Annotated in this window: 20 protein-coding genes; 4 read left to right on the forward strand and 16 right to left on the reverse strand. The window is 50.1% G+C overall.

The features are described 5' to 3' along the window. Positions 1-339 precede the first annotated feature (339 nt). The 11 genes from TX77_RS10810 to TX77_RS10860 all read right to left on the reverse strand — a co-directional run bounded on the left by TX77_RS10810 (position 340) and on the right by TX77_RS10860 (position 14,948). On the reverse strand, positions 340-1,350 hold the full coding sequence (locus TX77_RS10810; protein WP_044505103.1) for a phosphate acyltransferase: 1,011 nt from the start codon (positions 1,348-1,350) through the stop codon (positions 340-342). Between the two features lie 132 nt (positions 1,351-1,482). Then, positions 1,483-3,924, reverse strand: coding sequence for a phosphate acetyltransferase (gene pta, locus TX77_RS14280; RefSeq protein WP_071822366.1), 2,442 nt, complete (start codon positions 3,922-3,924; stop codon positions 1,483-1,485). 181 nt (positions 3,925-4,105) lie between these two features. Next, positions 4,106-5,935, reverse strand: coding sequence for a glutamine--fructose-6-phosphate transaminase (isomerizing) (gene glmS, locus TX77_RS10820; protein ID WP_044505104.1), 1,830 nt, complete (start codon positions 5,933-5,935; stop codon positions 4,106-4,108). Positions 5,936-6,211: 276 nt separating this feature from the next. After that, entirely contained in the window at positions 6,212-7,567 is a 1,356-nt protein-coding gene (glmM, locus tag TX77_RS10825) for a phosphoglucosamine mutase (protein ID WP_044505105.1), read from the reverse strand. Next, positions 7,568-9,172, reverse strand: coding sequence for an NAD(P)/FAD-dependent oxidoreductase (locus TX77_RS10830; protein ID WP_044505106.1), 1,605 nt, complete (start codon positions 9,170-9,172; stop codon positions 7,568-7,570). It lies immediately after the preceding gene. A gap of 15 nt (positions 9,173-9,187) precedes the next feature. After that, entirely contained in the window at positions 9,188-10,093 is a 906-nt protein-coding gene (locus TX77_RS10835) for a CdaR family protein (RefSeq protein WP_044505107.1), read from the reverse strand. A gap of 1 nt (position 10,094) precedes the next feature. Continuing rightward, positions 10,095-10,907: a diadenylate cyclase CdaA gene (gene cdaA / locus TX77_RS10840; protein ID WP_044505108.1), complete on the reverse strand. Its 813-nt coding sequence runs from the start codon at positions 10,905-10,907 to the stop codon at positions 10,095-10,097. 166 nt (positions 10,908-11,073) lie between these two features. Continuing rightward, entirely contained in the window at positions 11,074-11,550 is a 477-nt protein-coding gene (locus tag TX77_RS10845; protein WP_044505109.1) for an RrF2 family transcriptional regulator, read from the reverse strand. A gap of 252 nt (positions 11,551-11,802) precedes the next feature. Further along, positions 11,803-12,792: an inorganic phosphate transporter gene (locus tag TX77_RS10850; protein WP_044505110.1), complete on the reverse strand. Its 990-nt coding sequence runs from the start codon at positions 12,790-12,792 to the stop codon at positions 11,803-11,805. Next, on the reverse strand, positions 12,785-13,414 hold the full coding sequence (locus tag TX77_RS10855) for a DUF47 domain-containing protein (RefSeq protein ID WP_044505111.1): 630 nt from the start codon (positions 13,412-13,414) through the stop codon (positions 12,785-12,787). The genes TX77_RS10850 and TX77_RS10855 overlap by 8 nt, the downstream gene beginning before the upstream one ends. Positions 13,415-13,793: 379 nt before the next feature. Further along, positions 13,794-14,948, reverse strand: a complete 1,155-nt coding sequence (locus tag TX77_RS10860; protein ID WP_230198132.1) for a transposase — start codon at positions 14,946-14,948, stop codon at positions 13,794-13,796. Between the two features lie 244 nt (positions 14,949-15,192). Between TX77_RS10860 and TX77_RS10865 the strand changes: the two genes are divergently transcribed. Next, positions 15,193-17,298 carry a BglG family transcription antiterminator gene (locus TX77_RS10865; RefSeq protein WP_044505113.1) on the forward strand — a complete coding sequence of 702 codons (2,106 nt, stop codon included), beginning with the start codon at positions 15,193-15,195 and terminating at the stop codon, positions 17,296-17,298. Here TX77_RS10865 and TX77_RS10870 read toward each other — a convergent pair. Continuing rightward, positions 17,293-18,072 carry a LytR/AlgR family response regulator transcription factor gene (locus tag TX77_RS10870; RefSeq protein WP_044505114.1) on the reverse strand — a complete coding sequence of 260 codons (780 nt, stop codon included), beginning with the start codon at positions 18,070-18,072 and terminating at the stop codon, positions 17,293-17,295. The two genes, TX77_RS10865 and TX77_RS10870, sit on opposite strands and share 6 nt — an antisense overlap. Before the next feature lie 253 nt (positions 18,073-18,325). Between TX77_RS10870 and TX77_RS10875 the strand changes: the two genes are divergently transcribed. Genes TX77_RS10875 through TX77_RS10885 form a run of 3 tightly spaced genes read left to right on the forward strand, consistent with a single transcriptional unit; the run spans position 18,326 to position 21,501 of the window. Continuing rightward, on the forward strand, positions 18,326-19,729 hold the full coding sequence (locus TX77_RS10875) for a PTS mannitol transporter subunit IIBC (RefSeq protein ID WP_044505115.1): 1,404 nt from the start codon (positions 18,326-18,328) through the stop codon (positions 19,727-19,729). A gap of 15 nt (positions 19,730-19,744) precedes the next feature. Beyond that, positions 19,745-20,176 carry a PTS mannitol transporter subunit IIA gene (locus TX77_RS10880; RefSeq protein ID WP_044505116.1) on the forward strand — a complete coding sequence of 144 codons (432 nt, stop codon included), beginning with the start codon at positions 19,745-19,747 and terminating at the stop codon, positions 20,174-20,176. 59 nt (positions 20,177-20,235) lie between these two features. After that, a complete protein-coding gene (locus TX77_RS10885) occupies positions 20,236-21,501 on the forward strand; it encodes a zinc-binding dehydrogenase (RefSeq protein WP_044505117.1) in 1,266 nt (421 codons plus the stop codon). 193 nt (positions 21,502-21,694) lie between these two features. Here the strand turns inward: TX77_RS10885 and TX77_RS10890 are convergent, their stop codons facing one another. The 4 genes from TX77_RS10890 to tpiA all read right to left on the reverse strand — a co-directional run bounded on the left by TX77_RS10890 (position 21,695) and on the right by tpiA (position 25,166). Next, positions 21,695-22,474, reverse strand: a complete 780-nt coding sequence (locus TX77_RS10890; protein ID WP_049917363.1) for an HpcH/HpaI aldolase family protein — start codon at positions 22,472-22,474, stop codon at positions 21,695-21,697. A gap of 340 nt (positions 22,475-22,814) precedes the next feature. After that, positions 22,815-23,150, reverse strand: coding sequence for a DUF805 domain-containing protein (locus tag TX77_RS10895; protein WP_044505118.1), 336 nt, complete (start codon positions 23,148-23,150; stop codon positions 22,815-22,817). 175 nt (positions 23,151-23,325) lie between these two features. Then, a complete protein-coding gene (locus TX77_RS10900; RefSeq protein WP_044505119.1) occupies positions 23,326-24,276 on the reverse strand; it encodes a 5-bromo-4-chloroindolyl phosphate hydrolysis family protein in 951 nt (316 codons plus the stop codon). Between the two features lie 128 nt (positions 24,277-24,404). Beyond that, complete coding sequence (gene tpiA / locus TX77_RS10905) at positions 24,405-25,166, reverse strand: triose-phosphate isomerase (RefSeq protein WP_044505120.1); 762 nt, start codon at positions 25,164-25,166, stop codon at positions 24,405-24,407. Positions 25,167-25,178: the final 12 nt, after the last annotated feature.

Raw genomic sequence — 25,178 nt, forward strand, 5'->3', positions numbered from 1 at the left:
AGAGCCGGACGTTTGAATTGATTCGGTTATTTTCTTACGAAAATGACCTGCACTCCCGAGTAAAACTCGGCATAAACAAATCCAAAAGATTCATTTACTGGCGTTCATTCAATCATTGTTCAGTTTTCAAAGGTCATCGTGTCGCCGTAGCGACGACTCGTTTATCTTACCAAACTCGAAGGAGCTTGTCAAGCATTCTTTTGAAGAACTTTCAAAAGAATCGGCTGTTGTCTCAGCCGGCATGGAAGGATTTTCCCTCACAACTTCTTAAGTATACTATGGTATATATAGGTTGTCAAGACAGATTACCTTATTTTGTACACTATTTTTTAAAATAGCCTATACCGTTTCATCCCAGGCATCGCAGCAGCAAACGGTTATGGTGTTGACGATGGTTTCTACCGTCGAGGCCCGTGACAGATCCATGACCGGTTTGGCCAACCCTTGCAGAAGAGGTCCCAAAACGGTCACGCCGGCAACGTGTTCCAACATCTTACAGCAAATATTTCCCGTATTTAAGTCGGGAAAGACGAGGACATCGGCCTTACCGGCTACGGGAGAACGCGGTGCCCACGCTTTGGCATAGGACGGAATCAGCGCGATATCTACTTCCATTTCACCGTCAAAAAGGAAATCGACGTTGCGGTCACTTAAAATCTGAACGGCTTTGCGCACCGTATCGGCGCCGCGGCCCCGTTCGCTCCCCATCGTCGAATACGATAAGAGGGCTACCTTAGGTGAATCAATCTTCAGTGTCCGACGTGCCCGGTCCACACAGCTGCAGGCAATGTCTGCCAGTTGGTATTCATCCGGTGTCGGGATGACGTCACCATCTCCGGCAACTAAAACACCATCATGACCAAACTGCAGCATGTCCGTCAGAAGAATAAAAGAACTGCTGACCGTATCGATTCCCTTGCGGGGACCGATAATTTGTAAAGCCGCATGAAGCACGTCCGGCGCCGGCGTTTCCAATCCGGCAACCATGCCGGCCGCCTCGCCGGAAGCAACCATAAAGGCGCCAAAATAGAGGGGCGTCCGTAAAAAGCGCCGGCTTTCTTCCATGGTCATTCCGGATGCTCGCCGCATCCGGGCATATTTTTTCGCAAAACTTTCGAAATGCGTATGTTCTTTCGGATATATCAATTCAGCCCCCTCTAAGTCCAATTGATATCGAAAGGCCAATTCCTGGATATCCTGTCGTTTTCCAATCAGTACCGGAACGGCCAATCCGTCTGCCAAAATCCGATCAGCAGCCTGCAGCATACGAAGGTCGCCGCTTTCAGGCAGAACGATTTTTTGTGGTTTTGAAGCTGCCCGCCGCTTCAAAGACGTCATATACCGATTCATACATATCCCTTCCGCATCAAGTGTATTGATTTAATTATAAGAAGAGATGCCGAAGAAAGCAAGGACGAAAGCCCATACAGCCCTTTCCGATAGCAGAGAGGGCTGTATGGGCTTCACGGGATAGCCTTACGTTTATTTGAGAACGGGCTGAATCTTGTCTTCCTTTCCCAGAAGGTAATGTTTATTGATGTACTGCGTGTGAAGCAGCGCTTCGGACAAATCGCTGCCGGGCTCTCCCAAAAATTTCGCATATAACGTCTGTAGTTCCTTATTTTCCCAGCTGGCCCGAATCGGCTTTTGGGCATCCAGCTGATAGAGCGCTTCAATGCGGGCACGCTTAGCCGGAATCTCAAGAGGCAACGGAGTCCGTGGCTGACCGCCCCCGCCAATGCAGCCGCCTGGACAGGCCATGACTTCAATTAAGGCATATTTTTTCCACGAATGCTTTTCTTCCATCAAATTGATGAACCGACGGGCATTGGCCAGTCCGCTGACGGCAACGACACGGATGATGTCGTTATCAAGAGTCAGGGCCGCTTCCTTGACACCTTCCAGTCCGCGCACGGCTTCAAAGCGGAGAAAATCATCCTCTGCCGGTTTATTCGTCTTCAAGTAAACGAGGGTACGAAGGACCGCTTCCATCAATCCGCCGCTGTTGCCAAAGAGTTCCCCGCCGCCGGACGATTCGCAAAAGACCGTATCGCAGGCAGCATTTTCAAGATTGTCAAAGTCGATTTTCTTTTCTTTAATCCACCCGGCCAACTCCCGCGTCGTAATACAGTAATCCGTATCGCGCATGTCCGCCTGCTGCCAATAACGGCCGGCAGCATTTTGTTCCGGTCTGGATATTTCCGCCTTCTTTGCCGTACATGGCGTCACCGAGACAATGACTAGTTTGGAGGGATCAATGTGCATGCGCTTGGCGAAATACGTTTTAATCATCGGACTGAGCATACTGCTCGGACTCCGGCCCGTCGACAAGTGCGGAATCAACTCGGGGAAAAAGATTTCTGTAAATTCGACCCATGACGGACAGGCACTGGTGAACTGCGGCAACAGTTCTTTCTTATGATCCATACGATGCAGAAGTTCCGATGCTTCTTCTATAATAGCTAAATCGGCCCCAAAGTTAGTGTCAAAAACGTAATTTCCTCCGAGCCGGCGCAGGGCCGCTATTATTTTCCCTTCCACATTGTCGCCAAAGTCTTTCCCGAAGGCATCGCCAAGGGCCACGCCGACGGCCGACGACGTTTGAAATACGACGACCTTGTCCGGATCATCGATAGCTTTTTGAATCTCAGCCCGCTGAGAAACGGTCGTCGTCGCTCCGAACATGCAGGTCAGCGAGCACTGGCCGCAGTGGACACAGATAGGGATATCCCCCGTACTTTCTAACGAGTAATACCCCGTCATAGACATGACTTCAGCGCAGCGGCGGCGACAGAGGGTACAGTTTCGGCATTTTTCCGGATCAAACTGAATCGAGATATTGCGGTTTTCAACGGCGACTCGGCTGTCGAGTTGTTCAAATCGACTGGTAAAGGCCATGTCTCGTTTCTTTTCAGCCTGCATGTAAATGGCATCGCTGCAGCAGATAGCAATGACATCCGTAATGCCTTCAGCCGTACAACCGCGGGACAGATCCATGACCGGCTTGGCAAGACCTTGGAGGAGCGGCCCCAGCGCCGTGGCACCGGACAGGTGTTCTAAAACTTTATAACAAATATTGCCCGAAACGAGATTGGGAAATACAAGGACATTGGCTTGACCGGCAACGGGAGAACCGGGCGCCTTCTGACGGGCAATCCGCGGTACGAGAGCCGCATCGGCCTGCATCTCGCCGTCAAACTCGAAATCAACATTGCGGTCCCTTAGGAGACGGACGGCTTCACGGACGCGTTCTACCTCTTCACCGGCACCACTGCCCATCGTCGAATACGACAAAAAAGCCACTTTCGGATCAAGGGTCTGCGCCGTCCGGCGTGCCCGTTCTACACAACTGACGGCAATATCAGCCAATTGCTGCGGCGTCGGTTCGATGACGACACTACAGTCGCCGATGACAAAGATGCCGTCATCGCCAAACTGAGGCTTATCGGTAATCATGATGAAAGAACTGCTCACCGTCGACAGGCCCGGATGCGGTCCGATGACCTGCAGGGCGGCCCGAATGACTTCTGATGACGTGGCAACGGCGCCGGCTACCATGCCGTCAGCGATATCAAAGACGACGAGACAGGCGGCAAAAAAAATATAATTCGTCAAAAGGACTTTCCGCGCCTCAGCAACGGTCATCCCTTTTTTCGCCCGCCGCTTTGCATAATATCGGCAAAAGGTATCCAACATGGGATACGTTTCCGGATCGATGATTTCGATGCCGTCCATATCGATTTGATACTCGGAAGCGACTTCGACGATGCTCTGCGGTCGTCCGATCAGAATCGGCCGGGCAAAGCCTTCGGCCTGGACCCGTTCTGCTGCCTGCAGAATCCTACGGCTTTCCGATTCCGGCAGGACGATCTTCTTTTGTTCTTTGGCAACGCGGCGTTTCAAATTATTAATAAAGCGCGACATAGGACAACACCTCACATCTTTCAACACACGGTCTATTTGCTAAGTATAGTATAGAACAAAAATAAGACCTTTGCTTGCCTTAAGACACGAAGCGTCGTATTTAGCCGCCAAAGCGCCGCCAGGAACGACAAAAAGGAGCCGCCCCGAAAGGCAGCTCCTCTATACAGACTGGGTTATGTAATTATTCTACGGTAACACTCTTAGCCAGGTTACGCGGTTTGTCGACGTCGTTGCCGCGGCTGACAGCGATATAATAAGCCAGCAGCTGCAAGGGAACGATAGCCAAGATAGAAACGACGAAGTCATCCGAAGCAGGAACCTTGATCAAGGTATCGACAGTATGGACGACTTCCGTGTCGTCGTCCTGAGCAATGCCGACAACAAAGGCATCACGGGCTTTGACTTCCTTAATATTGCTGATCATCTTGCCTTTGACTTCGACCTGTGTCGCCAAGGCAATGACGGGAACACCGGCTTCGATGAGCGACAGTGTACCGTGTTTCAATTCACCGCCGGCATAGGATTCAGCATGGATATAAGAAATTTCTTTTAATTTCAAAGCACCTTCCATGGCCAAACCGTAGTCCATGGAACGGCCGATGAAGAAGACGTCTTCCTTATCCTTGAAGGCACTGCACAGGCCTTTGATCGTATCGACCTGATCAAAGATCTGCTGGCACTGATCCGGAAGTTTTTCCAGGTGAGCTAAGATTTTTGCTTCGCGGTCAGCCGGCAAATTGCCGTTCAATCGACCCATGTAAAGGGCCAAAAGGAGCAAGGTTACCAGCTGTGTCGTGTAAGCTTTCGTCGAAGCGACAGCGATTTCAGGGCCTGCCAGGGTGTACGCAACTTGGTCGGCTTCACGAGAAATGGACGATCCGACGACGTTGGTAATCGCCAACGAACGGGCACCGCGGCGTTTCGCTTCTTTAAGAGCTGCCATGGTGTCGATGGTTTCGCCGGACTGGCTGACGACGATGCACAGCGTCTTGCTGTCAGTTAAGGGATCGCGATAGCGATATTCCGATGCGATATCGACTTCAACCGGAATGCGGGCCAATTTTTCGATAAAATACTTGGCCAAGAGCCCTGCATGGTATGCCGTACCGCAGGCCGTGATCAAAATCTTGTCGATAGATTTTACATCTTCCGGCGTCCAGTTCAATTCGTCAAAGGAAACATGCTTTCCGCCATCTACAATGCGGCGGCCCATCGTATCCTTGATAGCCTTCGGCTGTTCATAGATTTCTTTGAGCATGAAATGTTCAAAGCCGCCTTTTTCAGCTGCTTCAGCATCCCAGTTTACTTCAAAGACTTTCTTTGAAATCGGATTGCCTTCAAGATCGGTCACCCAAACCTTGTCCTTCATGACGATGGCAATTTCGCCGTCATTCATGATGTAGGTCTTACGAGTGTAGCTGAGGATGGCCGGAATATCCGAGGCAATATAGTTTTCCCCGTCTCCCAAGCCGACGATCAACGGATTGTCTTTTTTGGTGCAAATGATTTTATCCGGTTCAAATTTGCACATGAAAACCAAGGAATAGGAGCCGCGCAGGAGCGTCAGAACCTTGCGGACCGTACGGGTAAAATCACCGTCGTAAAGGTCTTTGCAAAGGTGAGCAATGACTTCCGTATCCGTTTCCGAACGGAAGTGGTACCCTTTTTTAAGCAGGCCTTCCTTCAATTCCATGTAGTTTTCAATGATCCCGTTGTGAACGATGACGAAATCGCCATTTTCATCCGAATGGGGATGGGCATTGATGTCCGACGGACCGCCGTGCGTTGCCCAACGGGTGTGACCGATACCGGACGTCCCGACGACGGGATGTTTCTTGACTTCTTCTGCCAAGTTGGCCAGCCGACCCGCTTTTTTGCGAATAGCAATAGCACCGTCATGATAGACGGCAATGCCTGCCGAGTCATAACCGCGGTACTCCAGCTTGCCCAGACCATCCATTAAAAAGTCTGCCGCTTCCCTGTCTCCGATGTAACCTACAATACCACACATAGTTATATCCTCCTGATATAAAGTTTTTTCCCTCTTATGATGAAGTTGTCGACAATGTTACCACTGTAATTTTCCATCATATGACGACTGAAGGTGTGCCGAGAGACATCCGCTGACAATTCGATACTTCTCTACCTCGTCTACCTGAATCGTTCAGGTACTAGCGCTATCCATTATGACGTTAAGGATTTCCAAACGCCTGTATATAAAAACAGGAATGGAGCTCAATGAACTCCATTCCCACACTTTAATATATTTGCAAGATTTTGTCAATACCTACTTAGAAGGCCCCATTTCATGTTCGACGACAACGGCGATATCATCGACGATTCGTTCCAATTGTACCAGGTCCGGTCCTTCTGCCATGACACGAATCAAGGGTTCTGTCCCTGACGGACGGACAAGAATGCGGCCTTCATCGCCGAGTTCTTCTTCGCCCGAAGAAATGGCGGCCATGATAAGGTTGTTGTCTTCCCAGCCTGACTTAGTCTGAACGCGAACGTTTTTCAAAATCTGAGGATAGCGAGTCATGAGAGCTGCCAATTCAGATAAGGGTTTATTCTGCTGTTTCATGATGCTCAGCAGCTGCACGGCCGTAAGCAGGCCGTCACCGGTCGTGTTGTAATCGAGGAAAATGATATGGCCCGACTGTTCCCCACCGAGAGAATATCCGTCTTTTCTCATTTTTTCCAAGACATAGCGGTCACCGACAGCCGTGATTTCCGTCTTGCAGCCCATTTCCTTCAGGGCTTTATGGAAACCGATATTACTCATGACCGTACCGACGACGGTATCCTGTTTGAGTCGGCCTTCGGCCTTCAATTTCATGGCACAAAGGAGCATGATCTGATCGCCGTCCATATCCTGGCCCTTTTCGTCGACAGCCAGGCAGCGGTCGGCGTCCCCGTCATTAGCAATGCCGATATCGGCACCGTATTTCAAGACCGTTTCTTTCAGACTGTCGAGGTTGGTAGAACCACAGTTTTCATTGATGTTGATGCCGTTCGGTTTATTATGGATGGCAATGACTTCGGCCCCCAGCCGTTCGAGGATTTCCGGCCCTAAGAGGGAAGCCGAACCGTTGGCCCCGTCATGAACGACTTTAAGACCGGAAAGGTCGATATCCGTCGATTTGCAAATAAAATCCGCATATTCCTGCTGCAAGTCGGTCCAAGCAGAAATCGTACCGATGGCAGCCCCTGTCGGACGACTCTGGAGGCCGGCCCGTTCATCCTTCAACATATACTCTTCGATTTTATCTTCCATTTCATCGGGCAATTTATAGCCGAAGCCGTCGAAAAATTTTATCCCGTTGTATTCAAACGGATTGTGAGACGCCGAAATCATAACACCGGCATCCATATGATGCGTTCTTGTCAGGTAGGCAATGGCCGGAGTCGGAATAACGCCTGCCATATAGCAGTCACCACCGGCCGATGCGATGCCGGCTGCCAGGATATCGGCCAGCATGGTGCCGGAACGGCGGGTATCCCTTCCGATGAGGAAGGTCGGGTGTTCTTTATTCTGCCCAAAGATATAGGCAGCGGCTCTGCCCAAATGATATGCCAATTCCGGGGTCAACGTGTCGTTAGCAACGCCTCGCACTCCATCTGTTCCAAACAATCTAGCCATTTACTTTACCTCCAAAGGTTGATATTTACGAATGATTTCGACAGCCGTTTCCAAGCCGTCCAAAAAGGCGCTCATAATACCGCCTGCATAACCGGCTCCTTCACCGACCGGATAGAGTCCGGCTGTATCGAGAGCCATACGGTCGTCACCGCGAACGATACGAACGGGGGCACTGGTCCTCGTTTCGACGCCGGTCATGACGACGTCGTCATCGTCAAAACCGTGAAGGCGCCGGCCAAAATACGGCAGGGCCTCGGCCAGTGTCGCTGTGACAAAGTCCGGCAGGACGTCGTGCAAATCAGCCCAGGTCACGCCGGGACGATAGGTATGGACAGCGCCCTCGGACGCCGCACCGGGCCGTTTTAAGAAAGAGCCGACAGTCTGAGCCGGTGCATGGTAGTTGCTCCCGCCGGCCTTATAGGCCAGTTCTTCATAACGGCGCTGAAACTCGATGCCGGCCAAAGGCCCGTCACCGCCCATATCGTCGGGCGTAACGTTGACCACGACGGCACTGTTGGCAATGCCGCTGTCCCGCTTGTAAAGACTCATGCCGTTGGTGACGACCCGCCCTTCTTCTGACGCCGCTCCGACGACGACGCCGCCGGGACACATGCAGAAGGAATAGCACGACCGGCCGTCGGGACTGTGGTAGACCAAGGCGTAATCGGCCGGTTCCAGACCAAGTTCTTCAGCCGGGCAGCCGTATTGGTCGCGGTCGATGACATCCTGCGAATGCTCGATGCGCACGCCGACGGCAAAAGGTTTCTTTTCCAATACGACGCCCCGGTCATGGAGCATGTAATACGTATCGCGGGCACTGTGCCCTACGCCCATGACGACGACGCTGGCCGGGTAGCTATCCTTCCCATTGATCGTTACCGACTTGACCCGTCCCATTTCATCGCGGTCAATGGCTGTGACACAGCTCGAAAAGTGGACTTCTCCGCCTTTGGCTTCGATCATATGGCGCAGGTTCTTGACGACTCGCCGCAGGACATCCGTTCCCACATGGGGATTATAGGCATACAGGATTTCTTCCGGAGCTCCGGCATCGACGAAGGTCTGTAAAATCTGCCGCAGCATGGGGTGATTGATGCGCGTCGTCAGTTTGCCGTCAGAAAACGTTCCGGCACCGCCCTCTCCAAACTGGACATTCGATTCCGGTTTAAACGGGCCGCCGCGCCAAAAGGTTTCCACATCTTTGGCCCGGGTATCTACGTCGCAGCCCCGTTCAAAGACCAGTGGCGCATAACCGTGTTCAGCCAGGGCCAAGGCAGCTGCCAGTCCCGACGGACCCGTGCCGATGACGATAGGCCGGCTGGCCAATGCTTCACTGCCGGGGATGATTTCCGGCGCCGGCGTTTCTGCAATTTGGCGCACGTCCTTATTATCACGGCAGCGCTTCCACACCTTCTTTTCATCGACAAAGGATACGTCGACGGTAAACACAAAATAGATTCGCGGTTTCCGTCGGGCATCGATGGCCCGGCGGACAATGCAGATACCGGAAATATCGCTGCGGCTGCACCGAAGTTTCTTAGCAATCAGCGCTTCCAACGGCTTTTGCATGGGCACAGCCGTACGAATATTCAATACTCTAAGCACAAAGTTTCTCCTTTTCTACTCATCATTTCGGATATGGAGGACGGCTTCGATCTCATCAGGATACATATTGATGCCGTCTACCGGCGGGATGATGACCTTCCAAGACTTTTCTTCCTTCATATTTTCAACATTAATGTCCGGCAAATCGATGGAACTGATACTGCGCAGTGTATCGGCAGAGCCCCTGATTTGAATGCTCGTCGGCTGAATTGTCACCGTTTTATTCGCCGTCTGGCCGGTTATATTTACGTTTAAGGGGACGCTTTTGGACATAGCGTCATGACCGATGGAAACCTTGACATTACTCTGCCACGGCGTCATTTCAAGTCCCTCGACAGGCGATCCGTCTTCGCTGTACAAGTGAATTGGCGCCATCAAAGCAAAATCACTGTTGCGCTGGTTGACCGGCACTTCGATGACGGCCTGGCTGACCTCTTGGATCAGGCGGCGGGCACCACTGACGACAACCTTTTCCGGAACGATTTTCAGTTCACTGATAAAGTCTTTTTCATCTAAGTTGCCGACGATATGGGGCGTCAGTTTAAATTCTTTGACCGTATAGACATCGACGGTTATCTTCGTCGACGTCATGCTTTGTTTTTTCAGTTCCGTCCCGCTCGGTATTTCGACGTGGATCGGCACGTCGACCGTCCCTTCCTGGACGTCGGACAAATCGATGTAGGCCTTGATATCCGAAGGACCTACGTTGATGATCGTATTGCGCGGCCCCGAAAGGCGGACATAAACCGTCTTGGGTACATTCGATGTAATATATTGAGAATTGAGGTTTTCCACGGTAATGGGAACGGTATAGCTCCCTTCACTGAGCGGATTTTGTTCGTTGATGATGACGAACCACAAGACGATAGCCAGGAGAAAGCAGATGATTTTAAGCTGCCAATTTTTATCAATCTTGTTCATACTAGGGCCTCCATTTAAAGATATTCGCCAGGCCCTGAGGTGTCCGGGTCAAAAATGTCTTGAGGACATTGCGCAGGGCGGTGCCGTCAAGATGGCGATAAATATGGCCGCCGTAAGTATAAGAAATGGATCCCGTTTCTTCACTGACGACGATAATGACAGCATCGGTCAGTTCACTGATGCCGATAGCCGCCCGGTGGCGAGTCCCCAATTCCGTCGACAAGGACCGATCGGCGGTCAGCGGAAGGAGGCAGCCGGCTGCCATAATGCGATTTTCCCGAATGATGACAGCTCCGTCGTGAAGAGGCGTATTAGGAATAAAAATATTGCCCAAGAGCTCTTGTGAAACGAGCCCTTCAATGGCAACCCCGGTGTCAATATAGTCATTAAGACCGACTTCGCGTTCAAATACGATAAGAGCCCCAGTGTGCGTTTTTGATAAGGACTCGCTGATAGCTACGATTTCGTCGATGAGCCGTTCCAGTTCTTCCATACTGATGACCTGGCCGGACCGGAATAAACGGCCCCGCCCGATCTGTTCCAAAGCCCGGCGCAATTCGGGCTGGAATACGACGGGAAGGGCGACAAGAATGACGGTCATCCCCTGCTGCAGCATCCAGTTTATGACGTGCAGGTCGAGGACTCTACTGACTAAGGTAACGACGCCCAGGACCAAGAGGCCCTTAATAAGCGCGACGGCCCGCGTATTGCGGATCAGGATGAATAACTTATAGAGCACAAAGGCGACGAGTAAAATATCCAATATGTCCAGCAATCGAAAACTGCTGATAAAACCTTGAAAAGGTAAGTACATAGGGCTTCACTCCAGGCTATATATTAAGACAATAAAAATAAAATAGGTACTTTTATTTTACAATATTTTAAGCATAAAAAAAAGGGCTGTCCGTAAACGCCCTCTTGACAGCCAAATCTGAGCCGTCCTTATCGGGGACGGCCCTTCATGAGCTGAATCTTATACTCTATTCTTCACCGGGAACAGCCACTGCCTGTTCTTTGGTCATGCCTTGATGTACCAGGCGGAATTCTTCCTCCTGCTTGGCTAACATTTCAAAATCAATGGACTTCAGTCTGGCCGCCAAATCACGCTGAATGTCGGCAAAGGCAGCATAAATGGAACACATATTGCTGCAGCCGCGACTGCACGAGTCCATGTCATTGAGGCAACGCTGCAATTCCGTCTGTCCTTCGACGGCTTCGATGACATCAAATAACGTGATTTCCTTGGGAAGTCGCTGCAAGGCGAATCCGCCTTCCACACCGCGATAGGATTTCATGATGCCGGCCTTAGTAAGGCTGCGCATGATTTTCAGCAAAAAACGTTCTGGTATATTCTGTTTTTCAGCCAGCGCTGCGCCGGTAATTTTCGTTCCTTCCGGGAGCCCTGACAGATAAAGGACCATGCGGAATGCATAGTCCGTAGCTTGATTCAATCTCATAATGCTACCCCCTTACATCTTTCATCCTTATTATACAATAAAAGACAAAAAAAGTATAGTTTTGGTTTTCATATTCATCATTCCCGCAGCATATTTCGCGGATCAAAATACGGGCACCTACGTCACGCTTCACTTTAGAAGATAAAAAAAACTCTCTCTGAGACAGGACAAGATTTTATAATTTCCCCTGCCTGCCGAAGAGAGAGCTTTCCATATACTATCGCATCCTTTCGGCCAGCCTTCGCCGGTCTCTCAAAGGAGCTGAATGATTTTAAAGATAATTGCTGACATGGCCGCGCTAATAGGAATGGTGACGACCCAGGCGATGAGCATACTGCGTGCTACCCCCCAGTGAACGGCACGAACGCGTTCGGCCGAGCCGATTCCCATGATGGACCCGGAAACGACATGAGTCGTACTGACAGGAAGATGGAGAAAGGTTGCCGTAAAGATGACAATCGACGAATTAAGGTCGGCAGCAAAGCCGTTGATCGATTCCATTTTAAAAATCTTGGTTCCCATCGTCGAAATGATGCGCCAGCCGCCGGCTGACGTACCGAGAGCCATGGACGTCGCACAGGCAATCTTGACCCATACCGGAATTTCCATGGTATCGATATAGCCGCCGGACAAAAGGGCCAAGGCGATGATCCCCATGGCTTTCTGGGCGTCGTTCGAGCCATGAGAAAAGGCCATTAGACTTGCCGATAGGAGCTGCATCTTGCGGAATTGACGATTCAAAGCCAACGGCGAATAACGGCGAACGACCCATAACAGGCCGATCATGACAAAATACCCCGTAGCCAAGGCCACGACAGGCGATAAAATCAAGGATAAAATAATTTTTCCAATGCCGCCCGTATCGAGGGCTGCCGGGCCGACACTGATACAGACAGCGCCGATGACGCCGCCGATTAGCGAATGGGATGAACTGCTCGGTATGCGGTAATACCAGGTAAGGACATTCCAGATAATCGAACCGATGAGGGCGGCTACGATGACGTCCAAACTGATTTCGGACGGATTCAAAACTAAATCGCCGCCAATCGTCTTGGCGACGCCGGTACTGATCATAGCACCGGCAAAATTAAGGCAGGCGGCCATCATAATGGCATGGCGAGGGGAAATAGCCCGCGTCGATACGCTGGTAGCGATGGCGTTTGCCGTATCGTGAAACCCATTAATGTAATCAAACAAAACGGCCAACAGTACGATGGCCCAAATTAACCAATGCTCAGGCATATTTCAATACGACCCTTCTGAAGGTAACGACAAGATCTTCGCACTCATCGGTTACGTCTTCAACAGATTGAAGAATTTCTTTCCACTTGATAATTTCGACAGGATCCTTGCAGTTTTTAAACAGACTGGCCATTTCTGCATGATAGAGATCATCGCATTCTTGTTCCAGTTTCAAGACCTTCTTGCTCCTAGCTTCGACCTTCAAATAATTTTTCTTGAGGTCCTTCATATACCCGATGGATTTGCGAATTTCCTTCATAGCCTTCGCCGCAATCGTCGCCATTTCCTTGGCACCGTCTGTTGCCTCTCCGACCTGGTACATGCACATCTTATCCATAATTTCACTGATATTATCGACCGTCGCATCGAGCTGGTCGATCATCTGCTGGATATCCTCCCGATCCATGGGGGTAATGAATGTCTTTTGCAGCCGCTTCATGGTCTCCATGACCAACCCGTCCGCCTGATCGGCCAAGGCATCAATTTTTTCTAACGCCGTTTCTTTCGAAATTTCACCATTAATGGCCTGGCTCAAGAGTTCAGCCGCCTCATGGCCTAGTGCCGCATGTTGGTCCAACAGCGAAAAAAACTTTTCTTCCTTGGGCTTTAAGTGGAATGCCATAATCATCGATCTCCTTATCGAATAGATAAAAACAAGCCTTCTCAAAATTAACGAGATTTTTTCATGACCTTTACAAGGCTTTACAATAAATTATATCATATGGCCTGCCTTTATTCTACAAAAGGAGTCCTTTTTCTGAACGATACAAGTGCAATCTATGCATTACAAAGATGCTGTCATCATTCAAGCGGACAAAGTTAAATTACTTTAAATTGCCCCTATAATGGCTGTGAGCTATACTATAGTCAACGACTCCCACTTATAGAAGCGGGAGCTTGTAAGTCAGAGAAACATAGGTGGTAGCGATGCTGAAGACAACATCTCCCTAATTCTGCCTACATCATCAGGCAGTTGACGATGCCCGTTTTGCAAAGGAGATTTACTCCGAAGCAATCGTTTTTCTCTCGTAGCGAGGGTGATTCTCTCCGAAAATCCACATCGTACCAAGATGCTGGATATTCATAGCTCCGATACGGTCATCGTTGGATTGGTATCCGCACTGGCAGCGATACAGGTGTTGGTGAGGCTTACGGTTTTCCTTATGGATAGTAGCGCACTTCGGGCAACGCTGAGAAGTGTATTTTGCCAAGACTTTCAATACTTCCGAGCGATTTTCGTGAGCCTTATAGGTCAGAAACTGCTCAAGCTGATAGAAAGTCCAGCTTCTCAGGTCGCAATTTTGTTTAGCGGTTTTGGAAAGATTTGTTTCCTCAAAGCTGACACCCGTTAAATCTTCCAGCACAAACAGCGTATCTTTGCCGTATTTCGTAACGAGTGTCTTAGAAATCCGATGATTTACATCGGACATCCAACGGTTCTCTCGTCCGGAAAGGGCTTTGAGTCTGCGCTTTGCAGATTTTGTGCCTTTGGATTGGAGCTGCTGTCTGATTTTGAGGAACTTATGTCGTTTGGCTGCAATCTTTCGCCCAGAAACGAACTCCGTTTGGCCTTGCTCATCGTAACTGACCGTCAGGAATCGCAAGCCACGGTCAATCCCGACAACATGGCGGACATTCTCCTTCTGAAAATCTTCAACCGCTTTGGTGACGGGAATATGCAGATACCACAGGCCTTTGAGTTCAATTAATTTTGCTGTGCCAAGATTCCATGAGCCGTCCAGATATTCCGAAAATGGCTTGCTTTCAAAGGTGCACCGGGTTCGTTTGCCAAGGGTGTTGATAGACAGGCTTTGTCCGTTATCCACGAAGCTGTAATCACGATTGCGAACCAAATCCGCTTGCGGGCGCTTGAAGAAGATGGGCGTCCAAAGCCATTCGAGCGTTTTCGTTATGTATTTCCAGCTGCCATCTTGGTCCTTGTATTTGTATGGCTTTTGGAAGAGCTGCTGCTTGACCGTCTTATAGCGAGCTATAGCCGTCTTGATGGACGATTGTGCAAGCTGCGACTTTAAGCCAAACAACACACGAAGGTCGCTGTATAGTTCTTTGTTGAGGCTTTGATAAGCCAAGTTGAATTGATTGTCGAAGATGTATTGAGACACAAAATTACAAGCCTGACGATAATGCTCTGTCATTTGGCAAAACAGAATCCCTTGTTCCGGAGAAACATGGAGGCGAAGTTTTATAGTTTTGGTTAGGTCGGACACTTTTTCTCACCTGCCTTTCTAAAAATATATTGCTTTCATCAAGGCCACCATATCATATATTTTACTAAAACTCCAGTATTTTAAGAAAGTGAGGTGAAGCGGGCATTCCTCCCCGACCTAAGAGGTCGGAGTATCCTGCCTGCATTTAAATGAAACCACAGGAGGTGAGCACATGGATTTTACACCTCGCATGCAAGCGATTCTGCGACGCTTATTAAAAGAGGAAGACTACCTCTCCGAACAGGCCCTGGCCGATGATCTCGGCATCAGCAAGCGAACGGTCCAACGCGAACTGGAAGGGACCGAAAAGGCATTGTCCTCGTATAAACTGAAACTGGTCCGCCAAAAACGGGCCGGCATCCGTTTAGACGGGTCGCCCCTTGATAAGAAAAATCTGACCCAAGCCCTTTCTGATGCATCCGCCATGGACTTCAGCGATAAAGATACGCGGCGCCGTTACCTGCTCTTTGAGCTGTTGCGCGACCGAATGCCGAAAAAACTGCTCTATTACAGCACCCTGCTCGGTGTCAGTGAAGCGACGGCGGCTTCAGATTTAGAGTCCTTATCTTCTTGGCTTGAGAAAAATAATTTAAAGGTCCTGAAAAAACAGGGTTACGGTGTCCTGCTCACAGGCAGCGAAAAAGATTACCGCGAAGCCATGCACCGCTTCATCAGCGAAACGACGAGTGCCGACGCCTTCAAGGACCTGCAAAACGCCGACGAATCCTTATCGAAAGCCTTGGCCCATGTCACCGATAAGGGCGTCTACCAGCTGCTGAACACCCATACGATTCAGCGCGTCTATGACGTCCTCGTGAAATTAGGCGAAAAAAAGATCGACCAATTTACGGACACGGCTAAAATCGGACTGATCATTCACATCGCCATCGCCGTCGAACGCATTGCCAAGGGCCAGCCTGACGATACGGACGAAGAGGTTGTTCCCATTCTTGAGGACAGCGAAGACGCCGCCCTGGCACGACGGATTGTCGCCGCCATGGAAGCGGAATTTCAGATTACGATGCCGCCCATTGAAGCCTCGTATCTCCTGCTTCACATCAAAGGCGCGAAAATACGGTATCAAGACAATGATCTTTTGGATCTTCCCAGCAGCGTCGATGAATCGGAACTCTTACGCGTTATCGACGCTATGATTGAAGCCTTCGATACCCGTTTAGCTTACGACCTTCGCTGTGACGACGAGTTTCTTCAAGGCCTCTTCGTCCACTTACAGCCTACCATCATCCGCCTTCAGCACCATTTAAATATCATCAATCCCTTACTCGACGCTATCAAGGAGGAATATGCCGACGTCTTTCAAAAAGCAAAGCGGGCAGCTAACGTCTTATCCCTGTCTCTCGATACCCCCGTATCGGATGATGAAGTCGGCTATCTGACCATTCACTTCGGTGCCGCCTTAGAACGAATCAAGGGAAACAAAGCCTTTACGCGCAGTGTCTCCATCGGCATCGTCTGTGCCAGCGGCTTCGGCATTGCCCGACTGATGATGACCCGTCTTCAAAATAAACTGCCTAAAAACGTACAGCTTCAGACGTACGGCAGTGATTCCGTAACGGAAGAAGTTCTAAAACAGACGGACTTCTTCGTTTCCAGCCTGCCCATATCCCTTCCCGGCGCCGACGTACTCTTCGTCTCCCCCCTCATTTCGCCGTCGGAACTTCATCGTATTACCGGCAAAATCGAAGAGTATGCCCATGTCCCCAAAAAACGAGTTTTCATCGATAAACCGGAAGAAGACGATTTCGTAGCGGTCCTGGATAAGACGCAGCTTCTGTCGAAAGAAATCGCCGATATCCTGCGAGCTTATCGCCAATATACACTGCCGGCAGCCGTTACCTTTGCCGAAGCCGTCCACACCCTGGCATCGGAGGCAGTAGAAGATGAAGAACAGTCGGCCCAACTGTTTGATGCCATCATCAAACGCGAACGGCTGAACAGCCAGATTTTCCCGGAACAGGACTTCGCCCTGCTCCACTGCCGAACGACGGCGGTAAATCAGGCCTTATTCTATACGGCCGTTCCTGACAAAGACACCTTTACTAACCCGTATTTTCACGGCATCTCGACGATTCTGTTTTTAGTCATGCCCCAGGACGAACAGAGCCGTCTTCACACCGACGTCCTGGGCTCCATCAGCAGTGCCATGGTCAGTGATTCCGCCTTTTCTCAGGCCGTTTATGGCCATGACGAAGAAAAAATCCGTTGCCATCTGCAGCGGATTTTAAAAGGCTATTTTGCTCAGGCCCTAGGATTATAAATAAATATATTGCCTCAGTTTTTTTATATAAGAGCGGCCCACCGGAATCGGTTCCTTTTCCTGCCCTTGAAGAATCAATACGTATTGATGATTGAACCATGGTTCGATTTGCCGAACCTCATCGATATTGACGATATAATTGCGGTGACAGCGAAAAAACACCGATGCCGGCAACCGCTGCTCAAATTGGATCAGGCTGAAATGAGTAGGATAGGTTTTCCCTTCCAGGGTCACTAAAAAAGTCCGGCGCTTTTCGGCATAAATCAAGCGAATATCCTCACAGGCAATGAGCTTTATCTTCTCTCCCTCATCGACGGAAAACCGCCGCGTCGGAAGAGAAATCGGCCCGTCATCAGCCGACGTATCCGCCAAAGAATCTTCTCTCGGAGAAGGTTCTTTTTTTATGTGCAGGGCCCTGAACTTTCGGACGGCCTGAGCAACTTCCCCTTCGGTTACGGGCTTGACTAAATAGTCCAGGGCCGTCAGCCGCAGCGTATGGGACACAAAGTCGCGCTGGCCGGTGACGAAGACGATATCCGGCCGGTCTCCTTCCATGCCCTGAATGGCCTTGGCAATGGCAAGACCGCCGATGCGGGGCATTTCAATCGTCAAGAAGACGAGATCCGGTTTATATTCATGAAGGCAGGCTGCTGCTTGTTCCCCTTCATAGCAAATAGCGACGACGGTTATGTCCGGATCCACTGCTAACAGGCATTTTTTTAATTGTGCCGCCATGAGCGGCTCGTGATCAATAATTACGACCGAAAGAGCCATCCTCTCATCTCCTCCCTTTCGTTTTTCTTAATTATACCACCAATTGAAAGGGGCGGCAGCTGCGGCTTACGCCAGGCCAGCACTGATTCCTTCATAGTTGTCACATTGAATGTGGACAAAGTTAAATTACTTTTAATTGATTTCAGTATGTACGGAAGGTATACTGTAACCATCAAGAGAGCAGCACAGCGCAGTCCGGAGTGCCGAGTTCTGCTCCGTCAATGGAATTATGGTTACAAATTGGAGGCTTACTATGAAAGCAAAAATACAATCCTTCGGCCGCTTCCTCAGCAGTATGGTCATGCCGAACATCGGCGCCTTCATCGCCTGGGGTCTCATAACGGCACTCTTCATTCCCAGTGGCTGGCTGCCAAATGAACAGTTAGCTAAAATGGTCGGACCGTTCCTGACCTATGCACTGCCCTTACTCATCGCCTTCCAAGGCGGCAAGATTGTCGGCGGCCTTCGCGGTGCCGTCATGGGCGCCATCGCAACAGTCGGCGTTATCACCGGTACGACGTACACCATGTTCTTAGGTGCCATGGTCATGGGCCCGCTGGCAGGCCTTGTCATCAAAAAGTTTGACGCCGCTGTCGACGGCCACATTAAACCGGGTTTTGAAATGCTGGTCAATAACTTCTCCGTCGGTATCTTAGGCATGATCATGGCCATCATCGGCTTCGAACTGATTGGACCGGTCATGGGCGTCATCCTCTCCTTCTTAACGGCAGGCGTCCAATTCCTACTGCAGGCCGGCATCTTCCCCCTCATCGGGCTCTTCGTGGAACCGGCAAAAGTCTTGTTCCTCAACAACGCCATTAACCACGGGATCTTCACTCCCCTCGGTGCTGAACAGGTCGCTGAATCGGGCAAATCCATCTTCTACATGATTGAAACCAACCCCGGCCCCGGCGCAGGCGTCCTCTTGGCCTACTGGTTATTTGCCAAAGACAAGATGACCCGCCAGTCAGCTCCCGGTGCTTTGATCATCCACGTATTCGGCGGTATTCACGAAATCTACTTCCCGTACATCCTCATGAACCCGGCTCTGCTCCTGGCCACCATCGGCGGCAGCGTCGCAGCCCTGTTCTACAACATGATTTTCGACCTCGGCCTTTCCGGCCCGCCGGCTCCCGGCAGCCTCATTTCCTACCTGGCCATGGCTCCGAAAGGTTCAACCTTTGCCGTTATCCTAAGCATCGTCATCGCAACGGTCGTGTCCTTCGTCATCGCATCGCCGATCATCAAATTGTCCAATGCAAAATCGGGAGACTCCCTTGAAGAAGCACAGCAGAAGATGCAGGACATGAAAGCCGAATCGAAGAATGCACCGGCTACGGCAACAGCCGCTGTCGATTTAAAGCATATCACCAACGTCGTCTTCGCCTGCGATGCCGGCATGGGTTCCAGCGCCATGGGCGCCGCCGTCCTGCAGAAGAAATTCAAAAAAGCAGGGCTTACGGACATCACGGTCAGCCACGCATCGGTTTCTGAAGTTCCGGCCGACGCCCAACTCGTCGTTTGCCACAAGGATCTCGCCGACCGAGCTAAAGCCAGTGCCCCCAACGCCCGTCTGATCACGATTACCAATTTTATGGCAGCTCCCGAATACGGTATGCTCGTCGATGAGTTAGCAGCTGCCCGCAACGAAAAATAAAAGGAGACGTTCTCTATGAATACGATTTTACAGAAGAAAAACATCATCCTGAACTGCCCGCCCCAGCCCAAAGAAGATATCATCAAGAAAATCGGAAAGATTTTCTCTGAGGACGGCTATACCAGCGAAAAATATACCCAAGCTATGCTCGATAAAGAAGAAGTCTTTAATACAGCCATCGGCAACGCCGTCGCCATCCCTCACGGCATTGAAGCCAGCAAGGGCGAAGTCAAAAAATCGGGACTGGTCGTCATGACCTTCCCGGACGGTACCGATTGGGGCGGTGAAACGGTAAAACTCGTCATCGGTATCGCCGGTGTCGGTGACGAACACCTCGATATTTTAAGCAATATCGCCATCACCTGTTCCGATGAAGACGACGTCGAAGACCTACTTCACAGCTCTGCCGACGACATCTTCAATACCTTTGCAAACCTCGAAGCATAAACAGCTTCGTCACTCATATAAAAAATTACAGTTACTTACCTATTTAGGAGGATTTTACCATGAAAACAAAAGCAGTCAGAATGTACGGTACCCGCGATTTACGCTTAGAAGAATTTGAACTCCCGGAAATTAAAGACGACGAAATTTTAGCAAAAATCATCACCGACAGCATCTGCATGTCGACGTATAAACTCGTTGAACAGGGCAAGAACCACAAACGAGCTCCGCAGAACATCGACACCAACCCGATCATCACGGGCCATGAATTTGCCGGTGTCATCGTAAAAGTCGGCAAAAAATGGCAAGACCAGTTCAAACCGGGCATGTGTTTTGCTCAGCAGCCGGCCTTGAACTACAAAGGCAGCCTGGCTTCCCCGGGTTACTCCTATGAATTCTTCGGCGGCGATGCCACGTACTGCATCTTCCCTCACGAAGTCATGGAATTAGGCGCCCTCATGCCTTACGAAGGGGAAAGCTTCTTCGAAGCATCCCTGGGCGAACCCATGAGCTGCATCATCGGCGGCTACCACGCCAACTACCATACGAATAAACAGAACTACGACCACGCCATGGGAACTAAAGAAGGCGGCAACATCATCATCCTCGGCGGCTGCGGCCCCATGGGCCTCGGTGCTGTCAGCTACGGCATCAACTACAAAAACAAACCGAAACGCATCGTCGTTACCGATATCAACGAGGCCCGCATTGCCAGAGCCAAAGAAGTCGTATCCCCGGAATACGCAGCCGAACACGGCGTCGAACTCATCTACGTCAACACGTCCAACATGGACACGGCTTATGACGACCTCATGGCCCTCACCGACGGTCACGGCTATGACGACGTCTTCGTCTACACCCCGATCCGCGCCGTTGCTGAACTCGGTAACCGCCTCTTAGCCTTCGACGGATGCCTCAACTTCTTCTCCGGCCCGACGGACAAAAACTTCAGCGCTGAAATCAACCTCTACGACTGCCACTACACCAGCACCCATATCATGGGCACGACCGGCGGCAACAACGATGACCTCATCGAAGCCAACACCTTGGCAGCTAAAGGCATCATCGACCCGGCCGTTATGGTAACCCACGTCGGCGGCATCGACAGCATCGCTGAAACGACCTTGAATCTTCCCAACATCCCGGGCGGCAAAAAACTGGCCTATACCCAGTTTGACATGCCCATGACAGCTATCGAAGATTTTGCCAAACTCGGCGAAAAAGACCCGTTCTTCTTAGAACTCGACAAATGCTGCAAAGCCCATAAAGGCCTCTGGAATGGCGAAGCTGAAAAAATGATTCTCAAACATTTCAACGTCGAAATCTAATCACGCTTTCCTTCTCAAATTCTCTATACATAGGAAAAAGACGAGTACCTGATGACTCCGGTTATCAGGTACTCGTCTTTTTATGTGAAATTATATCGCCTTTTATCTCACGATTGCCTGCGAGTATTCAGCGTATCCCCTCGCTCCCCTCATTCCTCCTTTTGAAAACTGAATCGATGGTTTCCTTCCAGCCTTATTTGCGTATATCCGTTACGACTTGTTTATAGGCTTCAATGAGGATGTTGAAGTCGAGGTTATGGGCGACGCCGTCGTAGCCTTGGGCGATGTACTCCCTGGCCTGTGCCGTCGTGCCGGTAAAGATGTAGCAGAGTTTTTCGGCATCGTGACAGGCTTTTAGGATTCTATCGAGGGCTTCTTTAAAGCCGGGATTTTCAAATTGGCCCGGGATTCCGAGGCAGGTCGAAAGATCGTAAGGACCGATGAAGATGCCGTCCAGGCCCTCGATTTGAACGATATCTTCGATTTGTTCTAAGGCTTCTTTCGTTTCGCACTGAGGTATGACCAAGAGGCGTTCGTTGCTGTTAGCATAGTATTCTTCCAATGTTTCTGTAGCCGCCCAAGGGGCGTTGCCAAAACCGGTCCCCCTGCCTTTAATGAAGCCTCTTTGACCGACAGGAGCGTATTTTGCCAGGGCCACGGCCTTCTTGAAGTCGTCGATGTCACGCAAACAAGGCAGGATGATAGCCTGGGCTCCACAGTCCGCCGCCCGCTGGATATCTCTATGATCGACGTTAGCCAGACGCACGACAGGGACGAGGTGAACCAGTTCGGCAGCCCGGATGAGGCCCATCATCGTTTCTGTATCAAAGGGGCCATGTTCCGTATCGATGATGACAAAATCAAGGCCTGTATAGCCGAGACATTCCACTTCCGACATATTCCCCATACTGACAAAGGTACCAATGGCAGCTTTATCCGCCGCTGCTAAATCACGCAAACGATTCAAAGACACAATAACCGCCTCCTTACTTAATAAAAACTAAATGTATAATGTCTTCCGGCACTTAGAAAGTTTAATTCAAGATTTCATCTCAAAAGACTTTTTCCAACGTATGCTCCCTATGCTTCTATCATAAAGTATACCTGCACGAAATGCCAACTCTCTGAACACAAAAACCGTAGCAGCAACAAAGGCAGCTACGGTCTGAATAGCGCATAAAGGCCGGATACTTCACAGTCTCTGTGCGTTTATCTTCACATCTCAAATTGGTTGTCAGGGACTAAGGCACCATGGATATCGATATGGATGATACAGATTAGATGTCATGAATAAATTGCTGAAAGCTTCTTTATCAGCCTGCAAACTGGCTGTCGAGGGGATCGGCTCCGTATTGATTCGGACCGGGCGTCCCTGCTGCAAACAGCAAGTACAGTGCCACGAAGAAATCGATGATAGGGATGAACATCAATAAGTAAAACCAACCGCTTCGGTCAAGATCGTGGCAGCGGCGGATTCCCAGCATCACGGCACTGACGGGGGCAATCGCCGATACAGGATAAGCCAAATAGGGAGTAATTTGCGCCAATAAGGTCCCTAAAACAGAAGCAAGAATCATAACGACGAGAATTCTGAGAAAATAGCGCAGTCTGTTAAGTCGTCCGGTGTAGGAAAAGTATTTTTGTATCATGAGTTCTCCTTTTAACTAAAAATTCCCAAGAAACGCTAGATACTCCATATCAAAAAAACTCGCATACTGCCTGAACAGTTAGCCCCTCTCGTCTGATAGTAACATATTCTATGCTTTTTCTCTATATATTTTACACATAGTTTTCACAATTACATGTTTTGTAAAGTATTGTCAATTATGCGCGGTATTTGTGCAGGTACGAGGCGTAATAAAATTCATCGGTCGTCATATTCGCAAAGCGCATTCCTTCGATAATTCCCAAGAATCCCGGGATGAAGGTCCAGCAAAATAAGGCATACACATAGCCTCGGGTATTTCGCTTCATATAAAAATGATGAATGCCGAAGGAACCTAAAAAGAAGGCCAGGGCTGCCGTAATCAGCCGTTCTTCATTGATCTTATGGCGCAGTTCCGGCGTAATGGATGAAAAGGTTCCGTCCGTATAGGCATCGAAGCGATTGGAAGCTCGTTGTTTCCACCGTGAAAAGGCATTTTGTCTGCCCCTACTCGATCCGGTACCGGGGTCGCGATAGACTCCCCGATTTTCTAAATTGCGGGTCATGGCCACAACTTCTCCATCAATGACCTGCAGTTCGCCCTGGAGGACTTCCGTAAATTGATTTTCATAGGCCGCATCCATCTGAAGGAGCAAGTCCCTTACCTTTTTCTTTGTCGCAACCACCTTCTGCGTCTTAAGACCGGTCACGGTGAGCTGCTTATATTTGTGGACTAAAAAGACGGCCCGGTCCTGGTAATAGTTAATAAAAGGCTCGGCCAAGGGAATCCGTTCCGGATATTGTTTCAAATAGTAGAGGAGATTGCGGGCAATATGCTGCATATTGGCGGTCGTCGCTTGAAGGTCCGGGTCGGTCAAGCCCCACCGTTCGCCTTCCATGCGGTTAAAATCAGCTACGGCTTTTTCAAAAGATGTACCATATTGGCCGGCTGACTTTCCCTTGCGTCGTGTCAGTTTCAATGCCAGTTGGCGCGGCTGCCGTTCCAGTCGATAGAGAATATAGAGGGACAGGACGATACCGACAGCTCCCACTGCTCGTCCGTAAAAGAACCAAGCCCCGCCGCCGATGGCCATACACAAAAAGGAAAAGACGTATAAAATATATTTCAAATGAATACCTCCTTCATCACCTAGTCTTTATTGTACCAAAGTAGGGGCGGTCATGCAAAAGTCCGGCCACAGACAGAAAAACCCCCGCACAAGTGCTAAGAGAGGTGCGGGGGAAAATGGAGTTCAATTTATTTTACAACGGCATTGTTGATGATGGCTAAGAAGTCATCAGCTTTGAGGCTGGCGCCGCCAACGAGGCCGCCGTCAATGTCGGCAGAACCGGTGAGTTCAGCGACGTTGCCGCCTTTGACGCTGCCGCCGTAGAGGACGGATACGTCTTCAGCTGCAGCTGCGCTGTAGAGAGCAGCTAATTTTTTGCGGATAATGGCGCAGACTTCTTCAGCCTGAGCAGCGCTGGCCGTCTTACCCGTGCCGATAGCCCAGATCGGTTCATAAGCGATGACGACTTTCTTGATGTCGGCTTCAGAAATGCCTTTGAGGGCATTTTCAATCTGGCCTTCGATCCAAGACTGCATGATGCCTTCTTCGCGCTGTTCCAGCGTTTCGCCGCAGCAAACGATCGGTGTCAAGTTGTGAGCGAGGGCTGCTTTCGTCTTCTTGTTGACCGTTTCATCGGTTTCATTGAAGTAGGTCCGGCGTTCCGAATGGCCGAGGATGACGTGTGTTACGCCGATATCGACAAGCATGGCCGGAGAAACTTCGCCCGTGAAGGCGCCCTTTTCTTCCCAGTGCATGTTCTGAGCAGCGACATGGATGGCCGTGCCCTTAGTCATTTCAACAGCCGTCGAAAGGTACGGGAAAACAGGGGCAATGACGACTTCAGCTTTTACGTCTTTGGGCATTTTTTCAACGAGGCCCTGAATCGTAGCCTTGGCGTCAGCGCCTAAATGATTCATTTTCCAGTTACCGGCAATAATAGTTTTACGCATAATAAATTTTCC

This window comes from Megasphaera massiliensis (genome assembly GCF_000455225.1).
In the GTDB taxonomy this organism is placed as follows: domain Bacteria; phylum Bacillota; class Negativicutes; order Veillonellales; family Megasphaeraceae; genus Megasphaera; species Megasphaera massiliensis.